22 protein-coding genes are annotated in these 22,793 nt (G+C 53.4%); 13 read left to right on the plus strand and 9 right to left on the minus strand.

Annotation, left to right across the window (positions count from 1 at the left end):
- Positions 1–26: 26 nt before the first annotated feature.
- From ACT53D_RS02160 to ACT53D_RS02175, 4 genes are read left to right on the plus strand one after another with little or no spacing between them, the layout of a single operon-like run.
- On the plus strand, positions 27–926 hold the full coding sequence (locus ACT53D_RS02160) for a hypothetical protein (protein WP_476154259.1): 900 nt from the start codon (positions 27–29) through the stop codon (positions 924–926).
- Positions 926–1,894 carry a vWA domain-containing protein gene (locus tag ACT53D_RS02165; protein ID WP_275355763.1) on the plus strand — a complete coding sequence of 323 codons (969 nt, stop codon included), beginning with the start codon at positions 926–928 and terminating at the stop codon, positions 1,892–1,894. The genes ACT53D_RS02160 and ACT53D_RS02165 overlap by 1 nt, the downstream gene beginning before the upstream one ends.
- Positions 1,891–2,427, plus strand: a complete 537-nt coding sequence (locus ACT53D_RS02170; protein ID WP_194748151.1) for a tetratricopeptide repeat protein — start codon at positions 1,891–1,893, stop codon at positions 2,425–2,427. Before ACT53D_RS02165 ends, ACT53D_RS02170 begins: the two co-directional genes overlap by 4 nt.
- Complete coding sequence (locus ACT53D_RS02175; protein WP_476154262.1) at positions 2,427–3,386, plus strand: VWA domain-containing protein; 960 nt, start codon at positions 2,427–2,429, stop codon at positions 3,384–3,386. The genes ACT53D_RS02170 and ACT53D_RS02175 overlap by 1 nt, the downstream gene beginning before the upstream one ends.
- Here the strand turns inward: ACT53D_RS02175 and ACT53D_RS02180 are convergent.
- Positions 3,383–4,540, minus strand: a complete 1,158-nt coding sequence (locus ACT53D_RS02180) for a metallophosphoesterase (RefSeq protein ID WP_476154264.1) — start codon at positions 4,538–4,540, stop codon at positions 3,383–3,385. The genes ACT53D_RS02175 and ACT53D_RS02180 overlap by 4 nt on opposite strands.
- Positions 4,541–4,649: 109 nt before the next feature.
- Entirely contained in the window at positions 4,650–5,522 is an 873-nt protein-coding gene (locus tag ACT53D_RS02185) for a zinc dependent phospholipase C family protein (RefSeq protein ID WP_313988285.1), read from the minus strand.
- A 146-nt stretch (positions 5,523–5,668) separates the two neighbouring features.
- Between ACT53D_RS02185 and ACT53D_RS02190 the strand changes: the two genes are divergently transcribed.
- From ACT53D_RS02190 to ACT53D_RS02200, 3 genes are all read left to right on the plus strand, one after another.
- Complete coding sequence (locus ACT53D_RS02190) at positions 5,669–6,868, plus strand: glycosyltransferase (RefSeq protein WP_194748147.1); 1,200 nt, start codon at positions 5,669–5,671, stop codon at positions 6,866–6,868.
- A 127-nt stretch (positions 6,869–6,995) separates the two neighbouring features.
- Entirely contained in the window at positions 6,996–7,364 is a 369-nt protein-coding gene (locus ACT53D_RS02195) for a putative quinol monooxygenase (RefSeq protein WP_313988280.1), read from the plus strand.
- A 134-nt stretch (positions 7,365–7,498) separates the two neighbouring features.
- A complete protein-coding gene (locus tag ACT53D_RS02200) occupies positions 7,499–8,221 on the plus strand; it encodes an MgtC/SapB family protein (RefSeq protein WP_275355755.1) in 723 nt (240 codons plus the stop codon).
- A gap of 106 nt (positions 8,222–8,327) precedes the next feature.
- On the opposite strand, the gene pstB is transcribed toward ACT53D_RS02200, so the two are convergent.
- The 6 genes from pstB to ACT53D_RS02230 form a co-directional block, all read right to left on the minus strand.
- Positions 8,328–9,107, minus strand: a complete 780-nt coding sequence (gene pstB / locus ACT53D_RS02205) for a phosphate ABC transporter ATP-binding protein PstB (protein ID WP_194748145.1) — start codon at positions 9,105–9,107, stop codon at positions 8,328–8,330.
- A 25-nt stretch (positions 9,108–9,132) separates the two neighbouring features.
- Positions 9,133–10,071 (minus strand): phosphate ABC transporter permease PstA, encoded by a 939-nt coding sequence (gene pstA / locus ACT53D_RS02210; protein WP_194748144.1) that lies wholly within the window; start codon positions 10,069–10,071, stop codon positions 9,133–9,135.
- 101 nt (positions 10,072–10,172) lie between these two features.
- Entirely contained in the window at positions 10,173–11,099 is a 927-nt protein-coding gene (gene pstC / locus ACT53D_RS02215) for a phosphate ABC transporter permease subunit PstC (RefSeq protein ID WP_194748465.1), read from the minus strand.
- Between the two features lie 108 nt (positions 11,100–11,207).
- Complete coding sequence (locus ACT53D_RS02220; RefSeq protein WP_194748142.1) at positions 11,208–12,203, minus strand: PstS family phosphate ABC transporter substrate-binding protein; 996 nt, start codon at positions 12,201–12,203, stop codon at positions 11,208–11,210.
- A gap of 124 nt (positions 12,204–12,327) precedes the next feature.
- A complete protein-coding gene (locus ACT53D_RS02225) occupies positions 12,328–13,329 on the minus strand; it encodes an inorganic phosphate transporter (RefSeq protein WP_379075609.1) in 1,002 nt (333 codons plus the stop codon).
- A 9-nt stretch (positions 13,330–13,338) separates the two neighbouring features.
- Positions 13,339–13,995 carry a DUF47 domain-containing protein gene (locus ACT53D_RS02230; RefSeq protein WP_194748138.1) on the minus strand — a complete coding sequence of 219 codons (657 nt, stop codon included), beginning with the start codon at positions 13,993–13,995 and terminating at the stop codon, positions 13,339–13,341.
- A 170-nt stretch (positions 13,996–14,165) separates the two neighbouring features.
- On the opposite strand from ACT53D_RS02230, the gene prfB reads away from it, so the two are divergent.
- From prfB to ACT53D_RS02255, 5 genes are all read left to right on the plus strand, one after another.
- Positions 14,166–15,270, plus strand: a protein-coding gene (gene prfB, locus ACT53D_RS02235) for a peptide chain release factor 2 (RefSeq protein WP_194748464.1) whose coding sequence is annotated in 2 segments (ribosomal slippage) — positions 14,166–14,246 and positions 14,248–15,270 — 1,104 coding nt in all. Because the reading frame shifts where the segments join, the coding sequence is not laid out codon by codon here.
- Between the two features lie 3 nt (positions 15,271–15,273).
- On the plus strand, positions 15,274–16,542 hold the full coding sequence (locus ACT53D_RS02240; RefSeq protein WP_194748136.1) for a hypothetical protein: 1,269 nt from the start codon (positions 15,274–15,276) through the stop codon (positions 16,540–16,542).
- 4 nt (positions 16,543–16,546) lie between these two features.
- Positions 16,547–17,206 (plus strand): hypothetical protein, encoded by a 660-nt coding sequence (locus ACT53D_RS02245; RefSeq protein WP_476154268.1) that lies wholly within the window; start codon positions 16,547–16,549, stop codon positions 17,204–17,206.
- 32 nt (positions 17,207–17,238) lie between these two features.
- Positions 17,239–20,016, plus strand: coding sequence for an ATP-binding protein (locus ACT53D_RS02250; protein WP_476154270.1), 2,778 nt, complete (start codon positions 17,239–17,241; stop codon positions 20,014–20,016).
- A 133-nt stretch (positions 20,017–20,149) separates the two neighbouring features.
- Positions 20,150–20,452, plus strand: a complete 303-nt coding sequence (locus ACT53D_RS02255; protein WP_476154272.1) for an EF-hand domain-containing protein — start codon at positions 20,150–20,152, stop codon at positions 20,450–20,452.
- 31 nt (positions 20,453–20,483) lie between these two features.
- Here the strand turns inward: ACT53D_RS02255 and ACT53D_RS02260 are convergent, their stop codons facing one another.
- Positions 20,484–20,864: a YchJ family protein gene (locus ACT53D_RS02260; protein ID WP_476154274.1), complete on the minus strand. Its 381-nt coding sequence runs from the start codon at positions 20,862–20,864 to the stop codon at positions 20,484–20,486.
- Between the two features lie 283 nt (positions 20,865–21,147).
- Between ACT53D_RS02260 and ACT53D_RS02265 the strand changes: the two genes are divergently transcribed.
- The gene (locus tag ACT53D_RS02265; RefSeq protein ID WP_476154276.1) at positions 21,148–22,791 is read left to right on the plus strand and encodes a TolC family protein; all 1,644 of its coding nucleotides are present in this window, start codon (positions 21,148–21,150) and stop codon (positions 22,789–22,791) included.
- Positions 22,792–22,793 lie beyond the last annotated feature (2 nt).

Raw genomic sequence — 22,793 nt, forward strand, 5'->3', positions numbered from 1 at the left:
TAGTTTGCTTAACCGGCTTGATCTGGATGGCACCAGTCAAGGCCGAATCCCTCGCCAAAGAGGATGCAGCTGCCCCTCAAGCGGTCGCCTCCTCTGCAGCCCAGGCCATCCAGGTGTTGCATCTGCAAAATCCTGCGCACTATGCAGGCATTCAGATTGGCGATGTCCTGCAACGGCGCATCACGCTGTCTGTCCCTGAGTCGCTGCAACTGCAGCCAGACAAGCTCCCAATCAAGGGCGTGCAGCGTAACGGTATCGAGTTAAGGCAGGTGCAAGAGACGCATGCCAGACAAGCGGGCAAAACGGTGTATACGCTGACGTTTGAGTATCAGGTGTTTGCCAGCAGCGGCCAGCCCGTGCAATTAGCCTTACCGCCCGAACCGATTGTGTTTACGAGTGGCGCCAGCGTGACGCTACCCGCCTGGCGCTTTTGGCTGATGGCGCAACTGCCTGACCGGATGCAACCGGCCAAACCTACCTTGCTGGGCCAGCACCGCGCAGCCTTACTGGACACACCCCCCTTAAGCCTAGGCTTGCTGGTCAGTGGGGGGCTGGCTTTGCTGGGCAGTTTCATTTTGCTATACCGCAATGCCAGCTGGGCCTGGTTGCCCATGCTGAATGGCCCGTTCGCTCAGGCGTATCGGCGCCTGCAACGCTTGCCTGCTACACATGAGGGCGCAACCCTGGCGGCACTGGCGATGCAGCAAGCTTTTAACCAGCATTTTGGCCAGCAGATGCTGGCCAGTCAGGTGCCCATGTTTGTCGCCAAACAGCCTGTATTTGCGGCGTATACCGACCAGATTCAGCAGTTTTATGCGCAATCCAATACACTGCTTTATGGTAACCAGCTGCCTGCGGCAGCCGATTATCTGCAGCAATGCAAGATGTTGACACGTCAGTTGCGCAGTTGTGAGCGGGGCGTCTGATGCACAGCCTGAGTCCCTGGTTTTTACTCCTGTTGCCGGTGATTGCCGTCCCGTTTTTGCTGACCAGCCGCCATGCGCAAGCTTACTCGTGGCTTGAGATGGTGCCGGACGATCCGTTCTCCGAGCGCATTCATCTATTGGTTAAGGCCGCAACGAGTCTGATGTTATTGTGTCTGGTGCTAGCCCTGGCCGGATTGCAGGGCGATAGCCATCAGGAAAAGAAAATCGGCAAGGGCGCACAAAGCGTGTTTGTGATTGACCGCAGCGTTAGCATGGACCATCCATTTGCCGGGCAAAGCGTGGGCGGGCGCGCCGCTGAAATCAAGTCTGCGGCGGCCAGACGGCTGATTACCGCCTTTATTGACTCACGGCCTGATGACATGATGGGGGTGGTGGGGTTTACCAATTCAGCGTTGTATGGCATGAAAATCACCACCAACCGTGACGGCATTCACGCTGCGATCCAGGCAGCGACGGGGCCAGCCATTAACCAGACCAATATCGGGGCGGGTATTACGCATGCCGTGACCCTGTTCGAGCAGATTCCCAGTACCGGCTCACGCGCGATTGTGCTGCTGTCCGACGGCGCCGGTAAGTTAAGCCCGCGCGTCAAATACCAGATCCGCAAACAGCTGGTGGGTAAAAAGCTCAATTTGTACTGGATTGTGTTGCGTGAGCCGGACGACATCAGCATTTTTACGCAAAACAGCTATGACGATGACCATCTGCCCGAGGCGATTGCGCTTGACCGTTTTTTTCAGTCGCTAAATATCAAATACAAGGCATTTGAAGCGGATAACGCCACCGCACTCGAGTCCGCCTTGCGTGAGATTGACGCCAAGGAAAAGAACCTGATTCAGTACGACATCATGATTCCGGGCCATGATTACGCCAGGGATTTGATCATCGTAGCGTTATTGCTGGGGCTGGCCCTGTTGTTGATTAAACAGATAAAGGTATACGAATGAGCATCTATCGCAAACATGCCAATACACTCTGGCTGGGCCTGACGCTGGCAGGCCTGGCAGGAACACTGTATTTTGGCTGGCAATTACACGCTACACGCGTACTCAACGCCCAGATCGCCGCTGGCGAGGTGATTAAAACGGGCGGCCAGGCTTATCTGCAGAAATTTACTGCGGCGTATGACCAGGGTCAACATGGCGACTATAAACATGCGGTGCAAACCTATGGTCAGGCCCTTGAGGCATCGCCACCTGCCAATGCACTGCCGCATATCCACTTTAATATCGGCAACAACCTGTTTTTGTCCGGCCTCGTACGCACGGTCAACGAAGATGGCTCGTTTCAGGATGAAGCCCGCTATGCGTTTAGCCAGGCCAAAATTGCTTATGAGCAGGCCTTGCGTTTGCAACCGGATGACCAGACGGCAAAATTCAACTTGTCGCTGCTGCATTCGGTCATGGCACGTGGCATGCAAGCCGGTAGCAAGGAGCAATCGCATATGGAACTCAGTAACTTACCGATAGGATTACCCTGATGCGTGGATGGGCGTGGTTAAGCAAACATTATGAGCCGGTCTGCTACGGTTTGGCCCTCGGCCTGCTCGGCTTGGCGCTGCTCAAGCCTGAGGTCCAGCTCAAGCAGCAGGTGCAGCATTATTTGATGATTGCCGATGTGTCACAAAGCATGAATGCAGAGGATGTGCTGCTGAATCAGCAGACTGTGAGTCGCCTGGCCTATAGCCAGCATTTAATGAAGCAGTTGGTGCAGCGATCTCCTTGTGGCACATACTTTAGCCTGGGCATTTTTGCCTCGGATAATATCGCCATGCTGCAAACCCCGCTGGAGGTATGCAAAAACCTGGATGTGATTACCGACGGCATCGACCACCTGGAATGGCGCATGGCCTGGAAAGGCAACAGTCGCCTGAGCTTTGCCGTGCATGCGGCGACCCATGTCTATGATGCGCTCAATCAACCGGCGCAAATGCTGTTTTTTACGGATGGCGATGAAGCGCCGCGCGTCAATGTGACGATCAAACAGGACTTGAGCGGGGTACAGATTGGTGAGTTTTTCACCTTTGTCGGTGTAGGCGGTGCAGAAAAAGTGGCGATTCCGCGCTACAACTCTGCCAATAAACGCGTCGGGGACTGGCCGGTGAGTGACAACAATAACGCGGGGGCTGTTGGCGTGACCTATGCCGACCCCAGCCAGGATGAGCCAGATCCACCTGTGGCTTACGCCGAGTATGACCGCATGTTGTCGCAGTTGGAGGAAGACTATTTAAAATCACTGGCGGCCGAGTTTAAAGGCAGTTATGTCAAAGGCGTAGACCAGCCAGCTTTTTACCAGGCATTGGCGGCCAAGCCAGCCACCGCCAGCTTTGTCACCGATTACCCTTTACGCAGCTTTTATTTGCTGTCTGCCCTGGTGCTGATACTGGCGACTTATGTGCCCGATTTGCGCATGCGGCGAACGGCAGGGGCGCGCAGTTAATCCTGTGCTGGCATCAAGGTCAGGCAGGTAATTTCAGAAGGGGAACCAAAGCGGTTGGGGGGTCCCCAATAGCCGGTGCCGCGACTGACATAAATCCATAAGTCTTGCAGGCGGTGAAGCCCGGCAACATAGGGTTGTTGCAAGGGCACAAAGTATTTCCAGGGCCAGAACTGACCACCATGTGTATGCCCGGATAGCTGCAAATCAAAGCCGGCCGCCTGGGCGGCTTCGGCAGAGCGTGGCTGATGCGCGAGCAGGATTTTAGGCGCCGCGGCAGGCGCACCGGCAATGGCGGCCTGAGGGTCGCTGTGGTGATCCTCGTAAAAGCTGCCAGCCGTATAGTCTGTCACACCCGCCACCACCAAGGTGGCTTCTCCGTGCAGCAGTTGCACATGCTCATTGAGCAAAACGCGTATACCAAGACGTTCCAGTTCATGAATCCAGGCCAAGGCACCGGAATAGTACTCATGATTGCCGGTGACAAAAAAGCTGCCATGGCGCGCTGATAACTGCGCCAGTGGGCGCGTGTGTTCCGCCAGTTCATGCACACGCCCATCCACCAGGTCGCCGGTAATCGCGATCAAATCCGCTTCCAGCGCATTGACTGCTTGCACGATGCGTGACAAATAGGGCTGCTTGATGGTCGGGCCGACATGAATATCACTGATTTGTGCAATCTTGAAGCCATGCAGGGCGGCCGGCAAGTTGCGTAACGGCACGCTGACATGGATGACGCGAGCCAGTTTACGTGCGTGAAAAAATCCAATCAGGCTGATAATGCAGGCAATCAGCAAGGTAGCGAACGCGGTTTGCCGTTCCAGCCATAAAAAGTCCACCTTAACGACTCCTGTCGCATGTAAGCCGGCGACGGCCAACAGCAATCCATCCCGAAGCACAGTGAATACAAGCAAAGACGAAAATAGCCCCATCACCGTCATGGCGATCCAGCTCACTCGGTCTCGGAGGGTTTCGCTACGTAAGCCCCGTGCCAGGAAAGCGACAGGTTGTAGCAAGGCGGAGAGTGCCAGTGCCAGCCATCCCAGCCATAACACTGTGCTTGACCAGTCCAGGCCAGACAACAAGCGGCTGCCAATGTAGTAATGCAGTAACCCGACCAGGGTTGTGGTGATGATTAAAAAACGCAGGGGAGGCATGGTTAAGCTGGAATCTTTTATGAGGAGGTCTTAGCTTAGATGGCGTTTAAACGTTAAGTTTCAAGCCATGCGGTGTGGATGACCGCTTGAGCGGCCTGATTGCGTGGCGTCAGCAATCAGGCTGGTTAAACCATTGGTGCTGATATTGCTCAAAGGCCTGGATCGCCCTCGTAGGCCTTAAACGGGCATCTTGCAGGCATTTGCGGCGCCAGTCATCCAGCTGCTCCATGCTCAGGTGAATATGTTCAGCATGCAAAGACGGAAAGTGGCCATTGAGCAGCTGCGGCATATCGTGCAGGGCGAGCGAGACCTGGCTGCGGTAATACGCCAGTTTGTGTTCAAACTCGTTATCCAGCCTGCGATAACGTTGTAACAGGTAATTCGGGATGCGAGAAAAACGCAAGGCCTGGTCGGCACTGGCCAGGCGGCTAACGGCGCGCTGGACGATGCTGGCATCACAATGCAGGCCCTGGCTCAGGGTGTCGACAATGGTATTACGATGTATGCGCAACAGTTTGCCTGGGGTCGGAATCTCGGGCTGGTGCAAATAGGCATCCATGGCCCACTCGGCCGCGGCGTGCGTGAGCAGGCTGTGGTGTTGCCACTTGGCCTCAAACGTCGGCACAAAGTGCTGGTGGGCCACTACGTCTGTGAGCAGATGCAGGTTATAGCCCACGCCCAATGCACGCTGGCGCTCATTTTTGCTTTGCAGGAGCTGCTGGCCGATGCCCCAGCCATGGCTATGGCTGAATGAGCGTGAAACCACAGCCAGGTCGGGCAGACAGGCACCAGCCATCACCAGTGAAGGGTAACGCTGGATCACGCCCAGCCAGGACAAAGGAAGCAAGGGCAGTGTTTGTAGCGGCAGGCTTTGTAACCACTGGTGAGTGTAAGCCACATGCGAATACAATCCCCATGCATGCGCTTCACCAGGCAGGGCGAATAACAGGCAACAGGTGATCAGTAAGGCTCGCAGTAACATGGGCGCACTTTGCGCCTGCTAAGTGACAGTTGCATGAAGTCTGTATGACATTGATATGAAAGTGATTTTGGTCATAAAACCATCATGAAGCGTTGTTAGACTCTGTAAAGTTTTTAATATGGAATCTGTGCAATACAGCATTTGTCATGAAAATATTAATGATTTCAGATGTCTACTTTCCACGCGTCAATGGCGTATCCACCAGCATCCGCACATTTGCGCAAAGCTTGCGCCAGCAAGGCCATGTGGTGCATCTGATTGCGCCCAAATATCCGGTGGCGATTGAGCAGTCTCAAACAGAAGACGAGCAGTGGATTACGCGCATCGATGCCCGCAAGATCGTATTTGATCCCGAAGATTATTTGATGAAATGGTCCGCCTTGATGGACTATGCCGGCCATTTGCATACGGGTGACTACGACCTGGTCCATATTCATACGCCGTTTATTGCGCATTATGCGGGGCTTAAAATTGCCAAACAATTGCAGGTGCCTGCGGTAGAGACCTACCACACCTTTTTTGAGGACTACATGCACCACTATTTGCCCTGGGTGCCTCGCAGTCTGGCGGTGCGGATTGCACAATCGGTCTCGCGCAAGCAATGCCAGCAGGTGGATACCGTGGTATCGCCTTCGGCGCAAATGCGTGATGTGTTGCAACAATACGGGGTGACGACACCGATTACCGTGATCCCGACCGGGCTGGATGCCTCACGTTTTATTCCCGGTGATGGTGCCGCTTTCCGTGAGAAGTATGGCATTCCCGCTCAGCGTCCGTTGTTGCTGTTTGTTGGCCGCGTTGCACATGAAAAAAACATCCAGTTCCTGCTCGAAATGCTTTCTCTGGTGATTCAGGATCATCCTGAAGTCTTGCTGGTGATCACGGGTGAAGGCCCGGCAGAAGCCATGCTGAAGAAAATGAGCCGCGACAAGGGCTTGCAACAGCATGTCATGTTCCTGGGCTACCTGGACCGTGCTATTGGGCTCAATGCGGCCTATCAGGCGGCAGATATTTTTGTATTTGCCTCCAAGAGCGAGACACAAGGCCTGGTGCTGCTTGAAGCCATGGCGCAGGCCACGCCCGTGGTCGCGATTGCCGAGCTGGGCACGGCTTCTATCCTGCGTCAGGAGCAGGGCGCCCTGATTGCCAAAGATGACGAACTGCATTTCGCCGAACAAGTCCAAACCTTGCTCATTGATCGTCAGTTGCGCGAACGCATCGGTAAACAAGGCAAGCGCTATGTGGAGCAAGTCTGGTCCAGCGATGCGCAGGCGACCAAGTTGATTGAGTGTTACCAGCGCCTGGTGCTCTCACATTTGAGTCTGGCCGCTTCCGCAACGGCTTAATACGCCGATGCGCGCCTTTGTCTGCGATCGGGAAGATTGACGCTTGACGCTCGGGCATTGCCCAGCCAAGATGTGTGCAAGTTTGTGTTTAACAAACTCAATATAAAACACATCAGGAGAATCAAACATGTTTACAACCGATCAATGCTGCACGCTGGTGCCTTATTTTGAGGTACAAGCCGAACATCTGGCAGCATTCAAAGCACTGGGCGCAACATTCGTGGAAAAAACACGACAGGAAGCAGGTTGCCTGCACTATGCTTTTTCGTTCAATGGTAATATCGCGCATTGCCGTGAAGGCTACCGGGACGCTGAATCATTGCTTGCACATCTTGAAAATGTGGCCGCCCCCTTAGCCGAGGCACTGAAACTGGCCAAAATTATCCGTCTCGAAGTGCACGCGCCTGCCGCCGAGATTGAAAAACTGAAACAGCCGCTGGCAGCGTTGAATCCTGATTTTTTTGTCCTTGAACCAGGGTTGCGTCGTACCGCCTGAACCAAGATCATCATCTGATCCTGGTTAAGCGTCTGATCAAAGCGCCACGAGTTTCGTGGCGCTTTTTATTGGACGGTCTTCACGCAGACCAAGCGTTGTTTTGACAAGAGTGTTGTTAGGAAAAGGGATGTCGCATGACGTTGCAAGCGATGCAAAATATTAATCTGGTGTCGTTGCTCGACTCATTGTTAAGCTTGTCGACGGCTTTTGTTTGCGGCGCTATTATCGGTTTTGAGCGGCAATACCGCCAACGCACCGCCGGTTTGCGCACCAATGTGCTGGTGGCCATTGGCGCCGCCATTTTTGTGGATATGGCCAACCGGCTCATGTCGCATGATGGTGCGGTGCACGTGGTAGCCTATGTGGTCTCCGGTATCGGGTTTCTGGGCGCGGGCGTGATCATGCGTGAAGAGGGCAATGTGCGAGGCTTGAATACGGCGGCTACGCTATGGGGTTCTGCGGCCGTGGGGGCGTGTGCCGGTGCTGACCTGTTGCTGGAGGCCTTGTTGGGTACCTTGTTTGTGCTGGCGACCAATACCTTGTTACGCCCGGTCGTCAATCAGATCAACCGCAAACCCATCAATACCTTGCATGTGGAGGCGACAACGACGGTGTATGTGATTGCTGCGCGCCGTTACCAGAAAGAGGCGATGAGCTTGCTTGAAAGCACGCTGGAGCAAGCCAAATATCCGACCAAGCATTTGCAGATGCATGCGTTTGGTAACGATTGTGTTGAAATTGAGGCCATGTTGCTGGCCAGTGCCATCCGTGAAGCCGAGCTGGAAGCGGTGATTCAGCAATTGTTGACCTCACCTTATGTCTCGCAGGCGTTCTGGAGTCCAAGCATGCTGGATTAGCCGTTGGGCTGAAGGCGGCTCACTGCGCAACACGTGTTATGAAAGCGCATGATTAACGCGCATAAAAAAACGCCGCAATCTGCGGCGTTTTTTATAGCACGGGCAATTAACCAAACTTGCCGGTGATGTAGTCTTCGGTTTCCTTGCGGCTGGGGTTGGTGAAGATCTTGTCAGTATCATCGTACTCGATCAACTCACCCAGATACATGTAAGCGGTGTAGTCGGACACACGAGCTGCCTGCTGCATGTTGTGCGTCACCACCAGAATGGTCAGTTTGCTTCGCAGTTCGACCATCAGCTCTTCAATGTTGGCTGTTGCGATTGGGTCCAGCGCAGAGGTGGGCTCGTCAAACAGCATGATTTCTGGATCAGTGGCCAAGGCACGGGCGATACATAACCGTTGTTGCTGACCACCAGACAGGTTAAAAGCGAGGTCATGCAAGCGGTCTTTGACTTCGTTCCACAACGCCGCGCCTTTTAAAGCTTCTTCAACCTTGTCATCCATAATGCGTTTGTTGTTTTCACCACGCACACGCAGGCCATAAGCCACGTTTTCATAGATGGATTTTGGGAAGGGGTTAGGCTTCTGAAACACCATGCTGATGCGCATACGCACTTCAATGGGGTCTACGCCTGAATCCAGCACATTGGTGTTGTCTGGATGCATCACGATTTGGCCCTGGTATTTGTTGCCAGGATACAAATCATGCATACGGTTGAAGCAGCGCAGGAAAGTGGACTTTCCGCAGCCTGAAGGGCCAATCAGCGCGGTGATTTTATTCTCGTACAAAGGCATGGAGATACCTTTGAGTGCGCGTGCGCCGTTGCTATAAAAAAAGTTTAAATCGCGTGCTTCGGCTTTAATTGCAGTAGTGACAGTGGCCATGAAGTTTCCTAATTCTTGTGTGGCATTACCATTTAATATTTTTACGGATTTTATAGCGCAACCAGATGGCTGTACCATTCATTAACAGTGTGACGATGATGATCAGCGCCCCGGTGGCTGCCGCATTGACATGGAACGCATGGTCAGGGCGGGACAACCAGTTAAACATTTGAATCGGCATCACAGTAAAGCCTGAAGATAACCATTCGAAATTCAGGAAAGGCGGCTCCAGCGTGATCGGGCTGGGTGGCAGGAAGGCAATAAAGGTCAGCGCACCAATGGTAATGATGGGGGCTGTTTCACCCAACGCACGTGCCATGCCAATAATAATACCGGTCAGGATACCGCCATAAGAGTATTTAAACACGTGGTCATAGACGACTTGCCATTTGGTTGCGCCAACGCCGTAGGCCGCCTCACGGATAGACAGTGGGATAGAGCGGATCGCTTCTCGGGTTGAGACAATGACAATCGGTAAAATCAGCAACCCCAGGGTAAGGCCTGCGGTCAGGATGCTTTGACCAAAGTCCAGCATGTAGACAAACAGACCCAGCGCCAGCAGGCCGTAGATAATCGAAGGCACACCGGCCAGGTTGGACACGTTAATTTCAATCAGGTCGGTAAACCAGTTTTTCGGCGCATATTCTTCGAGATAAAGGCCAGCAGCAACCCCGACAGGGACTGCGGTCAGGAAAGTGACGGACATGACGAGCAAAGAACCTACCCAGGCAGACAGCAGGCCGGCTCTGGCCGCACGGCGTGACGGGAATTCAGTCAAAAAGTCCAGATTGAATTTTGGATAGCCATCCGCAATCAGTTGCCAGAACAGCAGCATCAGCGTAATCAGGCCCAGCATGAGGCAGATCAGGCCGATGGCGGCAAACAGGGCGTCATTACGCTTATGACGTTTAATCATGGCGCGGACTTCGGCCAGATTTTCGAGGACTGAGGCTTTATGTTCCATTTGGTATAACTTCCGCAAGTGCCGGTAAGCAAGGGTTACCGGCAGTGTATGGTGGTGATATTTCAGTAATAAGACAACGGGCAGACTTTACGGGTCTTTGTTTAGTAATTCTCGCGGTATTTCTTGCGTACCCAGTGACCCACGATATTGAAAGACAGTGTCATGATCATGAGTACCAGGCCGGCGGCAAAAATACTCTGGTAGCCTATGCTGCCATGCGGCAAGTCACCCATGGCCACTTGTACGATGTAGGCGGTAATCGTGGCAGCGCTGTCTAGCGGATTAAAGGTCAGGTTAGGCTGTTGGCCTGCTGCAATGGCAACCACCATGGTTTCACCCACTGCACGAGAAATCGCCAGAATATAGGCCGCCACAATACCTGAGACTGCGGCGGGTGTGACCACTTTAATCGCGGTCTGGAAACGGGTTGCACCCATGGCATAAGAACCTTCACGCATGCTCATGGGCACGGCGCGCATGGCATCTTCGGACATGGAAGCAATGTAAGGAATAATCATGACGCCCATGACAATCCCGGCGCCCAGCATGTTAAAACTGGGTAGCTGAGGGTAAATGGCTTGCAGCATGGGGGTGACAAAAAACAAGGCAAAGTAACCAAAGACAACGGTAGGCACACCCACCAGCAATTCCAGAATCGGCTTGATGGTTTCACGGGTTTTATGTGAAGCAAATTCAGACAGGAAAATTGCCGAAACGGTGCCAATTGGCACAGCCACGGCCAGCGCAATCGCGGAGGTGGTCAAAGTGCCGGAAACCAGCGGCATGATGCCGTAGTGCGCATCTTCAAACAGTGGCGTCCATTGACTATCGGTTAAAAAATCGACGACAGACACTGTTTTAAAAAAACTCAATGATTCAAACAGCAAAACCCCCACAATTGCAAACGTGGTTGCCACTGCGACCAGCGCGGCGGTCATCAGGATGAATTCAATAATACGTTCTTTGACGTTACGACGAATGTTCTTCGCCAGTCGTGGGCTGATAGTCAGTTGCGCAGGTACTTGCATTGCTTGAGTCGCCATAGTGTGATCTGTCAGGGGTGGATTTTAGCGGATAATCGGTTGTTCAGGCCGGCTTGTCAGTAAAAAAGGGGCATTTAAGCCCCTTTGTCATCATTACTTGATTCGGGACAACAAATCAGTAATTTTGATACCGACTTCTGCTGTGCCGTTAAACCCTGTGCCTGGTTTCATGGCTTTGAAGTGTGTTTTCACTGCTTCGTAATCTTCTTTTGGCAGTGGCACGTATTTCACTTCTTTCACCAGCAGTGGCGCATTTTCCAGGTAGTAATTCACAAAGGCTTTCACTTCTGGTTTAAACGCAGCAGCTGTCGCGTTCACGTAAATGAACAGTGGACGTGACAATGGCTGGTAAGTCCCGTCCATCACAGTCGTTTCAGAAGGCAACACTGGTTTAGCCCCTTCTTTGGCAACCACTGGCACCGCTTTCAACTTGTCAGTGTTTTCCTGATAGTAGGCCATGCCGAAGTAGGCCATGCCACCCACGTTACCGGCAACGCCTTGCACCAGTACGTTGTCGTCTTCTGACGGTGTGTAATCTGTGCGGCTAGCTTTTGCCTTGCCGTTAACTGCTTCGGTAAAGTAGTCAAACGTACCGGAAGCCGTGCCTGGACCGTACAGGTTGATGGCTTTGTCCGGGTAAGTGGCGTTCACTTCTTTCCAATTTTTCACTTTGGAACCTGGTTCCCAGATTTTTTTCAGTTCGGCGACGGTGATTTGTTTCACCCAGTCGTTTTTGCTGTTCACAACCACAGTCAGTGCATCATAAGCGATAGGCAGTTCGATGAATTGAACGCCACCTTCTTTACAGGCGTCGATTTCTTTTTGTGAGATCGGGCGGGAAGCATCGGAAATATCGGTTTCGCCGCGGCAGAATTTTTTGAAGCCGCCACCAGTGCCAGATTCGCCAACAGTGACTTTCACGCCTTTGCTGCGTTGAAACTCTTCGGCAACGGCTTCGGTGATTGGGTAAACCGTGCTGGAACCATCAATTTTGATGATTTTGTCCGCAGCCGCTGCGGTGTGCGCGAAGGTAAAGGCCTGTGCGACCAGTGCGGCTATCATGGTATTGCGGAACAAACGGGTTTTCATCTAAGGACTCCTGTATTTGAGTGTGGTTTGTATGTGATGACGGAATCATAAAAACTTAATATGACAGAAATGTGACAAAAGCCAAAAAAGACCTTGGGCAGGTCCTTTTTAGCTTACGTCAGGCTTACAGCACATTTTCGCCAATATGGTAGGCGATGGCTGCCATGATGGCGGCACAAGGAATCGTCAGCACCCACGCCCAGACAATGCGTGACGCCAGGCCCCAGCGCACCGCGGTCATGCGGCGCGAGAGGCCGACGCCGACAATGGCGCCGGTAATGGTGTGCGTGGTCGACACCGGGATGCCCAGGCTGGTGGCCAGGAACAGCGCAATCGAGCCTGAGGTCTGGGCCGCAAAGCCGCCAGTGGGGCGGATTTTGGTAATGCCCATGCCCATGGTGCGCACTATGCGCCAGCCCCCAAACAGAGTGCCCAGCCCCATAGCCAGCTGACAGGCAATCACCACCCAGAAGGGCACATGAAAGTCACCTTGCAGATAGCCATTGGCAAACAGCAGCACGGTAATGATGCCCATGGTTTTTTGCGCATCGTTGGCGCCATGGCCAAGGCTGAATAAAGAAGAAGAGATAAATTGCAGCTTGTTAAAGCGGCTTTCGATTTTATAGGGCGAGGATTTCTGGAACGCCCACATGATGCCGATAGAGAGCAACAGCGCCAGCAACATGCCAAATAACGGCGACAAGATAATGGCAATGCCGGTGCTGATGAGCTTACTGCCGAAAATGACGCCTTGGGTGCCGGAGTGGGCCATGCCTGCGCCAATCAGGCCGCCGATCAATGCATGCGAGGACGAGGAGGGGATGCCGAACCACCAGGTAATGACATTCCAGGCAATCGCCCCGAACAAGGCACCAAACACCACGGTATTATTGACGATGTTGGGGTCTATGATGCCTTTGCCAACCGTGTCGGCCACATGCAGGCCAAAAAACAGAAAGGCAACAAAGTTAAAAAACGCGGCCCAGATCACGGCCGCCTGTGGCGTCAGTAAACGGGTAGACACCATGAGCGCAATCGAATTGGCGGCATCGTGAAAGCCGTTCATAAAGTCAAAGATCAGCGCCACGATGACCAGCACTGCCATGACCACAATCACATGATCCATGGTCGTGTCCTAGATGCGTTCTAGCACGACACCGTGAATCACGTCAGCGACGTCTTCGCAGCTGTCGACTGCTTCTTCAAACAGGTCGTACAGTTTTTGTGAGCGGATCAAACTGCGTGCGTCACTGTCTTCGGCAAACAGCCTGTGCATGCCTGAGCGCATGATGTGATCGGCTTCGCCTTCGATCTGGCTGATCTCTTCACAGGTGCGCAGAATGCGTTCGGCATTTTTCATGTCTGACAGCATATGCACCGCATCCCTTACCTTTTCTGCTGCCCTTAATAAGATCTGTGCCAGGGCGACCATTTCGGGGGTGAACTTGCTGTGACCATAAATCTCGGCGCTTTGCGGAATCGCTTCCATAAAGTCAATGATGTCATCTAGCGCCATCGCCAGTTCACGGATTTCGCGGCGGTCAAACGGGGTAATAAAGGTTTTATGCAGTGAAAGCAGAATTTCCTTGGTGTATTCATCTGCCTCAGATTCGATTTTGCGGATTTCGGCAAAATGCGTTTCAAAGCCTGCCTGATCAACAACGGCCGCCATCAGCGCAAGGACTTTGGAGCCACGGACTGCACAATCAGCCAAACGGTTAAACAGGACAAAATAGTTATCGTTTCTGGGGCTGATCGCGGCCATGATGCGGCCGAAAGTGGCATTCGCCATTGAGGACTCCCTATACGTTCAAAAGTTTTGTGACAGTAATTTTACTATTTTGTGACAATCATTGTGACAAAAATATGGGGCTGTCTGAGTGTGGGCAGCGTAAGTTACGCCTGAACCAAGGGCATAGCTGCGTTATAATGTTGGTTTTTACATTTTTATACTCACAGAAAATGGAAGCCGAACACCTTAATAGTATTGCCAATGCACTGAGCGACCTGACCCAACGCCACGAAGCGCTTCGGGGGTATCTTTGACTACGAGAACAAGCAGCAACGCTTAGCCGAAGTTAACGGCCTGCTCGAGGATCCTAAAGTCTGGGATAACGCCGAAAAAGCGCAAAATCTGGGCAAGGAAAAACGCATGCTTGAAAGCGTGGTCATGACGCTGGATGATGTGTCTCAGTCATTGTCCGATAGCCGTGAATTGTTTGACATGGCGCGTGAAGAAGGTGATGACGACACATTGCTGAGTGTGGAGGCTGATGCCCAGAAGATAGAAAAAATCGTTGCCGAGATGGAATTCAAGCGCATGTTCTCGCAGCCGATGGATGCCAACAATTGCTTTATTGAGTTTCAGTCCGGCAGCGGTGGCACTGAAGCACAGGACTGGGCCGGCATGTTACTGCGCATGTACTTGCGTTATGTAGAGCGCAAAGGTTTCAAAGTCGAAGTGCTTGAGGAATCAGAAGGCGACATTGCCGGGATTAAAGGCGCCTCGATTAAAGTGACTGGGGATTATGCGTTTGGCACCTTGCGCACCGAAAGCGGCGTGCATCGCCTGGTCCGTAAGTCGCCCTTCGATGCCAACTCCAAGCGTCATACCAGCTTTGCCAGCGTGCAAATCTTTCCGGAAGTGGACGATTCGATTGAAATTGAAATCAATCCTGCAGATTTGCGCATTGATACTTACCGCGCCAGTGGTGCCGGTGGTCAGCATATTAACAAAACCGATTCTGCTGTGCGGATTACCCACTTGCCAACGGGGGTGGTCGTGCAATGCCAGAATGACCGTTCACAGCATAGAAACAAAGAAGAAGCGATGAATATGCTGAAAGGCGCCTTGTATAACCTGGAACTCAGCAAGCGTAATGAAGAAAAGCAGGCGCTGGAAGATGCCAAAACCGATATTGGTTGGGGTCACCAGATTCGTAGCTATGTGCTGGATCAAGGACGGATCAAAGACTTGCGTACCAATGTTGAAATCGGCAATACGCAAGGCGTGCTCGATGGTGATCTCGATCCGTTTATCATGGAAAGCTTGAAGCAGGGCCTGTAATAGATGTCAGAAGTCAGTGATGTAAACGCGTTTGAGGAGTTCCTCAAACCGGGAGTCTATGTTCAGGATATTGATGCATTGTTTCCCCTGTTGCAGTCCTCACACATCATCGATGTGCTGATCGGGCTGTTCCGCGGCGGCCGAGATGAAGTCATGATTCGCCTCGCCGTGATGCGTGAAATTGCAGCGCGGGCAGAGTTGCCCGAGTGGACGCCAGCCCAGTTGCAAAATCACCTTTCTTTTATTGATGCTACCAAGCTGGAAACCGTGTTGCACCGCTTGCGCAGCCACGACTTGCTGCAATGGGACGCAGACCGCCGCGTATACCAGATTTCTGCCGCGGGCCGCATGGTGTTGTCTGCCATCAGTGGCTTGTTGCGGTTTGGCGAGGCCGATGACGAGTTGGGCTACCTGATGTCGCAGGCGGCAGGCGGCAGTGCCGTCGGTGAACTGAGTGCCGAGCATCTGAGTCACGTACTGGCCAAACTCACCGAATACGAACATTTCTTCCAGGAAGCGATTGCCTCAGGTTCCGAGTTCAGGCTGAAGTCGGCGCAGGCCAGATTGAGCAAGGCGCAACCCTGGATTGAAAAAGCCACGGCACTGATCAATACCATTTCAGAAAACGGCATGGATGATGCCGGTTGGCAAATTGTGCATAAAATTGCTAGCCAGCAGTCGCGTTTACTCAATATGGCCTCGGTCTTTCAGCGTGAACTGGCCAAAGTGGCCAGGCAGCGGGTCATGCTGTCGCAAGGCGGCCTGAGTTCCACCGAGTTATCCGCCTGGTTGCAGCAACGCAGCGTTGAGTCGCTGGCGCAAATGGGCGCGCGGATGGCAGTGACACCAGAACCACTGTTTGTGCTGCCCGACGTGATGCTGGATATTGCCGATGACGTGCTAGAACGTGAAGTGGCAGTGCCTAAAGTCTCTGTCATGCCCCCGGATGTGGAAGTCACCCCTGCGCAAACCGAAGCCTTTTCTTACCCGCCACAACTCACCGACCTTACGCGTGTGCTGGCACAACTCGAGGACGATAGCGCATTGCCAGACGTGGTCGTTGGTGGTGGCTTTGCCCAGGCGTCTTACCGCTATTCCCTGCTGACCTTTTTAGGTGAAAAACATGAGGATGCCGACTTGAATGCGCTGGCAGAACAACCGTTCCGCCTAACGCACGCACTGGATGCGCCACTGCAAGCCGTACATCGAAACGAGGTGGCCGCCATGACCGCCGGTCAATTAATTAAACATACGCCAGCCAAGGAGGGTTAACCGCATGCAACAAACAAGCGAACAACTGGCCGCCAGACTGATTGCTCATCGTTATTTACCGCGTTCTGATGAAGTCATCAGGCGCGTGCTGTTCGACCTGGATTTTCGGGTCTCGCTCGAAAACAACCTCAAGGCTTGCGGTTTGCGCTTGCTGGACAACCCTTATGCCAGCCACGTGGCGGTAGGGCTGCACCAGGACGCAGAGCGTGCCGTGATGGATGATGGTCAGCAATGGCTGAGTAACAATATTGGGTTGCCCAAAGATACACTGGCCCTGACCGTGGTGCTGTGGGCCTTGATTATCCTGCCCAAGCGCGAACGTCAGTTGGGGCGGGAAGCCGCACAGGAGTCACAAGGCGAGTTGTTTGGCACGCTGGTTAAAGCCGAGCCGTCAGAGGAGTTGTCACGCGGCATCCCGGAAAACGTGTTGCTTGAGGATTTTGGCAAGTTGCTGGGTGGCAAAGGCCGTATCAGTAATTTTGCCTTGCCACAGTTATCGCGCCTGGGACTCATAGAACGCCGTAACAAGATTATTTATGAAGGTCCTTTACTCGACCTGGTGTTTGACTATGCCGAAATGGCCCCGCGCATCATCCAGGGCGCCCTGGGTGATTTGATCCGCGAACAGTCGCAGAGCGCTGGCGCGGGTCAGGCAACTTCTTAAATCAATGAACACACAGAAAGACGATCAATAAGATGTTCAGGTTAAATCGACTGGAAGTCGTACATTGGGATTACTGGCAACGTTTTGTGGTGCCGCTGGATGCTTCCATTATTACCATTGTCGGGCCCAATGGCTCGGGCAAAACCACGCTGCTGGATGCCATGCGTACCCTGCTGGCGCTGGAATGCTCAGGCTCTGGTTCAGGGAAACGGGATTACAAGCGCTATGTGCGTCGCAACGGCGAAGATTTTTGCTGGTTGCTGGGCGTGGTAGACAACAGTCGCCCTGTCGGGAGCAGCAAGCGCCCATTCGGCATTCCGTTTATGCAGGACAAAATCACACTGGCTTGCCATATCGAGAAAAAAGGCGGTGACTGGGTACGGCATTACTGGGTGGCCGATGGTGAAGTGGCACTCAAGGACATGGCGCAACAGGGCCAGGAATTTGGGGTACGTGACTATCAGCGTCTGCTGCATGAGGCCGGATTGTCGCCCGCCATTGCCCGTGTGCTATCACTCGAGCAAGGCCAGACCGACAAGTTATGCGAATACAAGCCGCGCGAGTTGCTCGATTTGGTGTTTGATGTGTTTGGTGACAAAGAGATTCTGACCCGCTATCAGGAGGCCAGGCAGCATCAGCGGGCCACCGAACAGGAGTTGCAATACACACAAAATAACCTGAAGGCGCTGGAACACAGCCTGCAAACTCAGGAGCAGCGTGTGAACCGCTATCTGGAATGGCAACAGTTGACCCAGGAGCAGGCCTTGCTGGTGGATGAGGTGAAACCCCGGCTGGAGTTTTACCAGTTGCAGGAAGAAGCGGAGCGTGCAGCCCGCAGTCTGGATGCCAACCGTAAAGAGCGTGAAGGTCTGCAGGCAGACCTGACGGCCAAGACCAGTGAACTGGACTATCACAAAACCCAGGCCGAGCATTTGCAGAGCCAGCAGCAAGCCACGCGTCTGCATGAAGCCGACTTGAGCCAGCAGGTTAACCAGCTCAACAAGGAGGAGGGCAAGCTGGAAGCGGTCCTCGAGCAGAAGAAGCAGCTTGAAGCACAAGCGGCATTGAGTGCCGACGTGGTGCAAGCAACGACCGAGCTGGGGCAGCTTGAGCAGCAGCGTAGTGCCTTGCAAAACCGGTTGTGGGCCAAACAGCAACAGCAGCAGCAATGGCAACATACCCTGGAAAACCTGAGCAGCGGGCGCCGGGCAGATCCACACGAAGTGACGGAGTTCAGGCAGGCGCTGAGTAAGGCTAATATTGCGCATGACACACTGGCCGATATTCTGGAAGTGACGGATGCCGGTTGGCAAACAGCCGTTGAGGCGGTATTGGCACCGTTTGCGCATGTCATCATGCTGCACAGTGAAAAACAGGCCGAGACGGCCTTTGCGCTGGGTGAAAGTCTGAAGTATCGTCACCTGATTGTGCCGGAAAGACAGTTGGCCGGTTTGCCGCCCAAAGGCTCCTTGCTGGAAGTGATTAAACTCAAACAACCGGTGGCGCCCTGGATGCTGGCGATGCTGGAACGTACGCAACGGGTGGAAGATACTGCCGCCGGCGTTGCCTTGCCACGCGGTGAGGACTGGGTGACACGTCAGGGCTACTTGCGCGAGCGTCGTGGTGGCCGGCATGCGGCCCCGAATGAACCCAGGTTTGGTAAAGCCAGGCTGGACAGTTTGCGCCAGAACCTGCAACAGATCGAAACCGAGATCAATGTCTTGCAGGATGAACTGCATCCGTTGCGACAGCAGATTCAAACCCTCAAAAATGCGCTGGCCGGGGTCGATGCAGCCGCACAACTGGCGGCACGTGCCGAGCAGTTTGCCAGCGTTGAGCGGCAGTATGCGGACGTCAAGGCACAACGGCAGGCGGTCGGCGAGAAGTTGTATGAAGTGTCGCAACTGAATACACAGCTGGAGGAACGTATCCGCGAGTCTATCCGTGCTCAGGAAAGCATACGCAACAAGATTGCCCAGTTGCAAAAAGACATTGTCGATAAAGAAAACCGCGAAGGCTGGGCTGAGCAAGAGCGTCGGCTGGAGCGTATTCGTCACGACCAGCAGAAATTGCCCGCAGACTGGCAGGAAACTGCGGCCAACAAGCAGCTGCTCGAAAAGTGGGAGAGCCCACGCTTGGTGGATATTCAAATTGAACAGATAGCCAAGCGACTGGAAACGCAAAGTTGGGAGACCGACCCTTATGTAATCGCCATGCGCGACAAAATGCAGGCGGATTACCTGACGCAAAAAGAGGATGTTGAAAGCCGCGAACGTGACAACCGCGCTGCACAAACGCAAACCGAACATGCCCGTGAAGCCTATATTGGCCGCTTGCGTTACTCGGTGAGCAAGTACAGCAAAAACCTTAAAGAGCTGGCCAAAATGGCCGATGTCGACGTCGATTGTGCGCCGGTCGCGCTGGAGGCAGATGATCTGACCTTGTCACAAGCTGGGCTCGAAGTGCGGTTTGGCTTTGACGACAAAGGCTTGTCTGGCATGAATGATGGGGATGCTTCTGGCGGTCAGCAGGTCATGAAGTCACTGATTTTGCTGGTGGCGCTGATGATGGAAGAAACCCGGCCAGGTGGGTTTGTCTTTATTGACGAGCCGTTTGCACACCTGGATATTTTCAACATCAAGCGCGTGGCCAGGTTCCTGCAGGCGACCAAGGCACAATACCTGCTCACGACGCCGGTGACCCATAACGTCGATGTGTATGACCCTTCGATGTTGACGCTGGTCACCGCCAAGAAGCAGGCGAATGCCGGCTGGGCGCCGCGGGTTGGCGTGCTGGTGCGCGAGCATTAGTCTCCGATTGTCCGGTCATGCCCGGGCCGGACAATCGCCATTCGATACAAACCGCTACATTACGATACACCGTAGCCGTTTTGCCGCGCTTACAATGGCCTGGTGATGATGACATCAAGCAGGAGGTGGCGACATGGCGAGTATTCTTTGTACTGTGAGTGCGCAAATCACACAAAACATTTTTTCGCGCATCGATTTGGAACACTGCGGCTTTTTGGATCAGCGTGCCTTGCAGCGCGCGTTGAAAGACCTCAGTCAAGCAGAGGTGCGCAGTCTGCTCCACAGGTTAGACCAGGATGGGGATGACCGCATTTCCCCTTATGAACTCAATCTGGCGATTATCGACTGGTTGAGTCAGACGCAACTGCAGTCCAAGCAGGCACCGGTCAGTCCCCTGTTTGCCCGATTGGTCAGTGATTACGGTCCTGCGCACTAATCTGTTTGCAGCAGGCGCATAGCAGCCGTTTTTAAGCCTCTACCTGGCCGCAATACAGCCAGCGCCCGTCTAGATATTCAAAACGGCTGTGTTCAGTCATGGTCGCCTTCTTTTGCTGACCACTTTGATAAGTCGCCACAAAAGTGACTTCAGCATGGGTGGCATCCTGTTGGTGATGCGCAAGCACCTCGAGTTTTAACCATTTAATTCCCTGCAAATCTGCTTGTGTCAGGCTATTCGGCCGTGTCTCAGTGTGCCAGGTTTGTAAAATATAGTCAGGCAATCTGAGGGCATAAGCGCTGTAGCGAGAGCGCATCAGGCGCTCGGCATCGGGGGCGGGTAAGCCTTGGTGTAAAGGCTGGCAGCAGGCTGCATAAGCATTTCCGCTGTAACAAGGGCAGGCGTGTTTCAAATTTGGGTATCCCGGTAAGTAAAATACATTCAGCCGTGATCAGCACTGAATGCTGTTTTAAAATGTTTAAATCTGTTTACTCGTTTGAGAGAAGATTCTAAACTATCGCCCACTCAGGTGTCCTATGCATATTTTTAATTTTCTCCCCGCAAACCGCCGACCATGTTTATGTCGCTGCAATCCTCTACATGGACACGCTTTCAATCTATCCCCGCTGGTTGCCCCTGTTCTTCAGCATCCTTGAACATCCCTTTAGGTTATTTATGCACAAAAAACGGATTGATTGGATGAAGCACGTGAGGTATACGCGGCGTGGCTCTATCTGGTTATCCTTGAGGGTTGTTGTGTAATGGGGCTGGATGCGCTGATGCACGGCGTGCGTTTGATCCGTCAGTCAGATCGACTGGTGCGACTTCTGGCACGCTGGCAGATGGCCAGGCCGGCTAGAGTTTCAACGCTAGTCTCAGGCATGCGCACAACGACGGTGAGTGTGCTTGTGGCGGTCAGCTTGAGTGCGTGCCTTCATACAGAGATGCCTGCGCTGGATACGCCAGCACCGGCTCAGTGGCGTCAGGCGCACACCACATCGGCCACGCAACTGTCAGCGGCCGAAACAGCGTGGTGGCTTGCATTCAAGGATCCGCTGCTAAACCAGCTCATGCAAACCGCCCTCAAGCAAAATCTTACGCTACAGCAAGCCAGTGAGCGGATCAGCTATGCCCGTTCTTTGCAGGCACATGAGCTGGCGACCGAAAAACCGCAGCTCAGTTTATATGCCGGTCCGAATAGCCTTTCGCGCATGCTTGCAGTGGGGAATAGCTCCTCCGGTCAATCGCGCCATGCCGCTTCCGGGGCATTTCTGGCTGGCTTTGACCTGATTTGGGAGCTGCCTATCTTTGGCCAGGGCGCCGGTCAGCGGCAAATTACGCAGGCTGATTTACAAATTGCAGAGGCAGACGTCTCCAGCAGGCAATTGTCATTAGCGGCTGAATTGGTCCGCGTTTACGCTGAGCTGGATGCAGCTGTCCAGCGTGAAAAACAGCTGGCACTCGCCGAAGCGGGATATGCCAACTTGCGGACACTGTCGAATAAAGGCGTGAGCGGTGGGTTTACTTCTCCAGAAACTGCTGAGTCGTTTATGACGGAAGTTCAGGGTGCCCAGCGCATGCGCAGGCAAAACCGCCTTAACCAGGAAATGGCCTTGCAAAGACTGGCTGTGCTCTGTGGCCAGGCGGAACCAGCTGAGGCTTGGTTGACAGAATTACAGTCACGTCCGGCTGGCAAGCTTGCCGAGGATGTGCAATCCATCTCGTTACCAATGCGCGTCCCTGCAGAAATTATCCGCCAGCGTCCAGATATCAAGATGGCAGAGTCACAGGTGTTGAAAGCAAGCGGGGCGTTGGGTATCGCCAAATCTGACCTGTATCCAAAATTATCTATTGAGGGCGCTCTGATGGTTGCCGGGCGGGTGACGGGTGAAAGCTTGAGGCACACTGGATCATTGACCTATATTGCCCCTTCTATCAATATCCCCCTGCTGGATTGGGGGTTAAGACGGGAAGTGGTAAATCAGCGTGAGTCGCAACTGCGGGAGGCATTGCTGGCTTACAAGGAGGCTGTATTACTGGCGATTGAAGAAACTGAAAATGCGCTGGTGAATTTTAATGAAAGCCGAGCACAGCTACTGGCGGAAGAGCAAGCTTTGAGCCGGTGGCAGATACAGTCTGCCAAGTTACAACGTGCGGTGGATGTTGGCTATCTGAGCAAGATGGATGTATTCAAGCAGGATATGCGAAACCAGCAGACCTTATTACAATATATAGACGCCAAACAGGCCTGGATGAGGGGGTATGCTTTTGCAAATAAAGCGCTCTCCGGGACTGTCAGTCTGAATCCTGATCAACAGGCTACGGAAAATACACAATAAGG

The sequence above is a fragment of the Methylophilus sp. DMC16 genome (assembly GCF_056314045.1).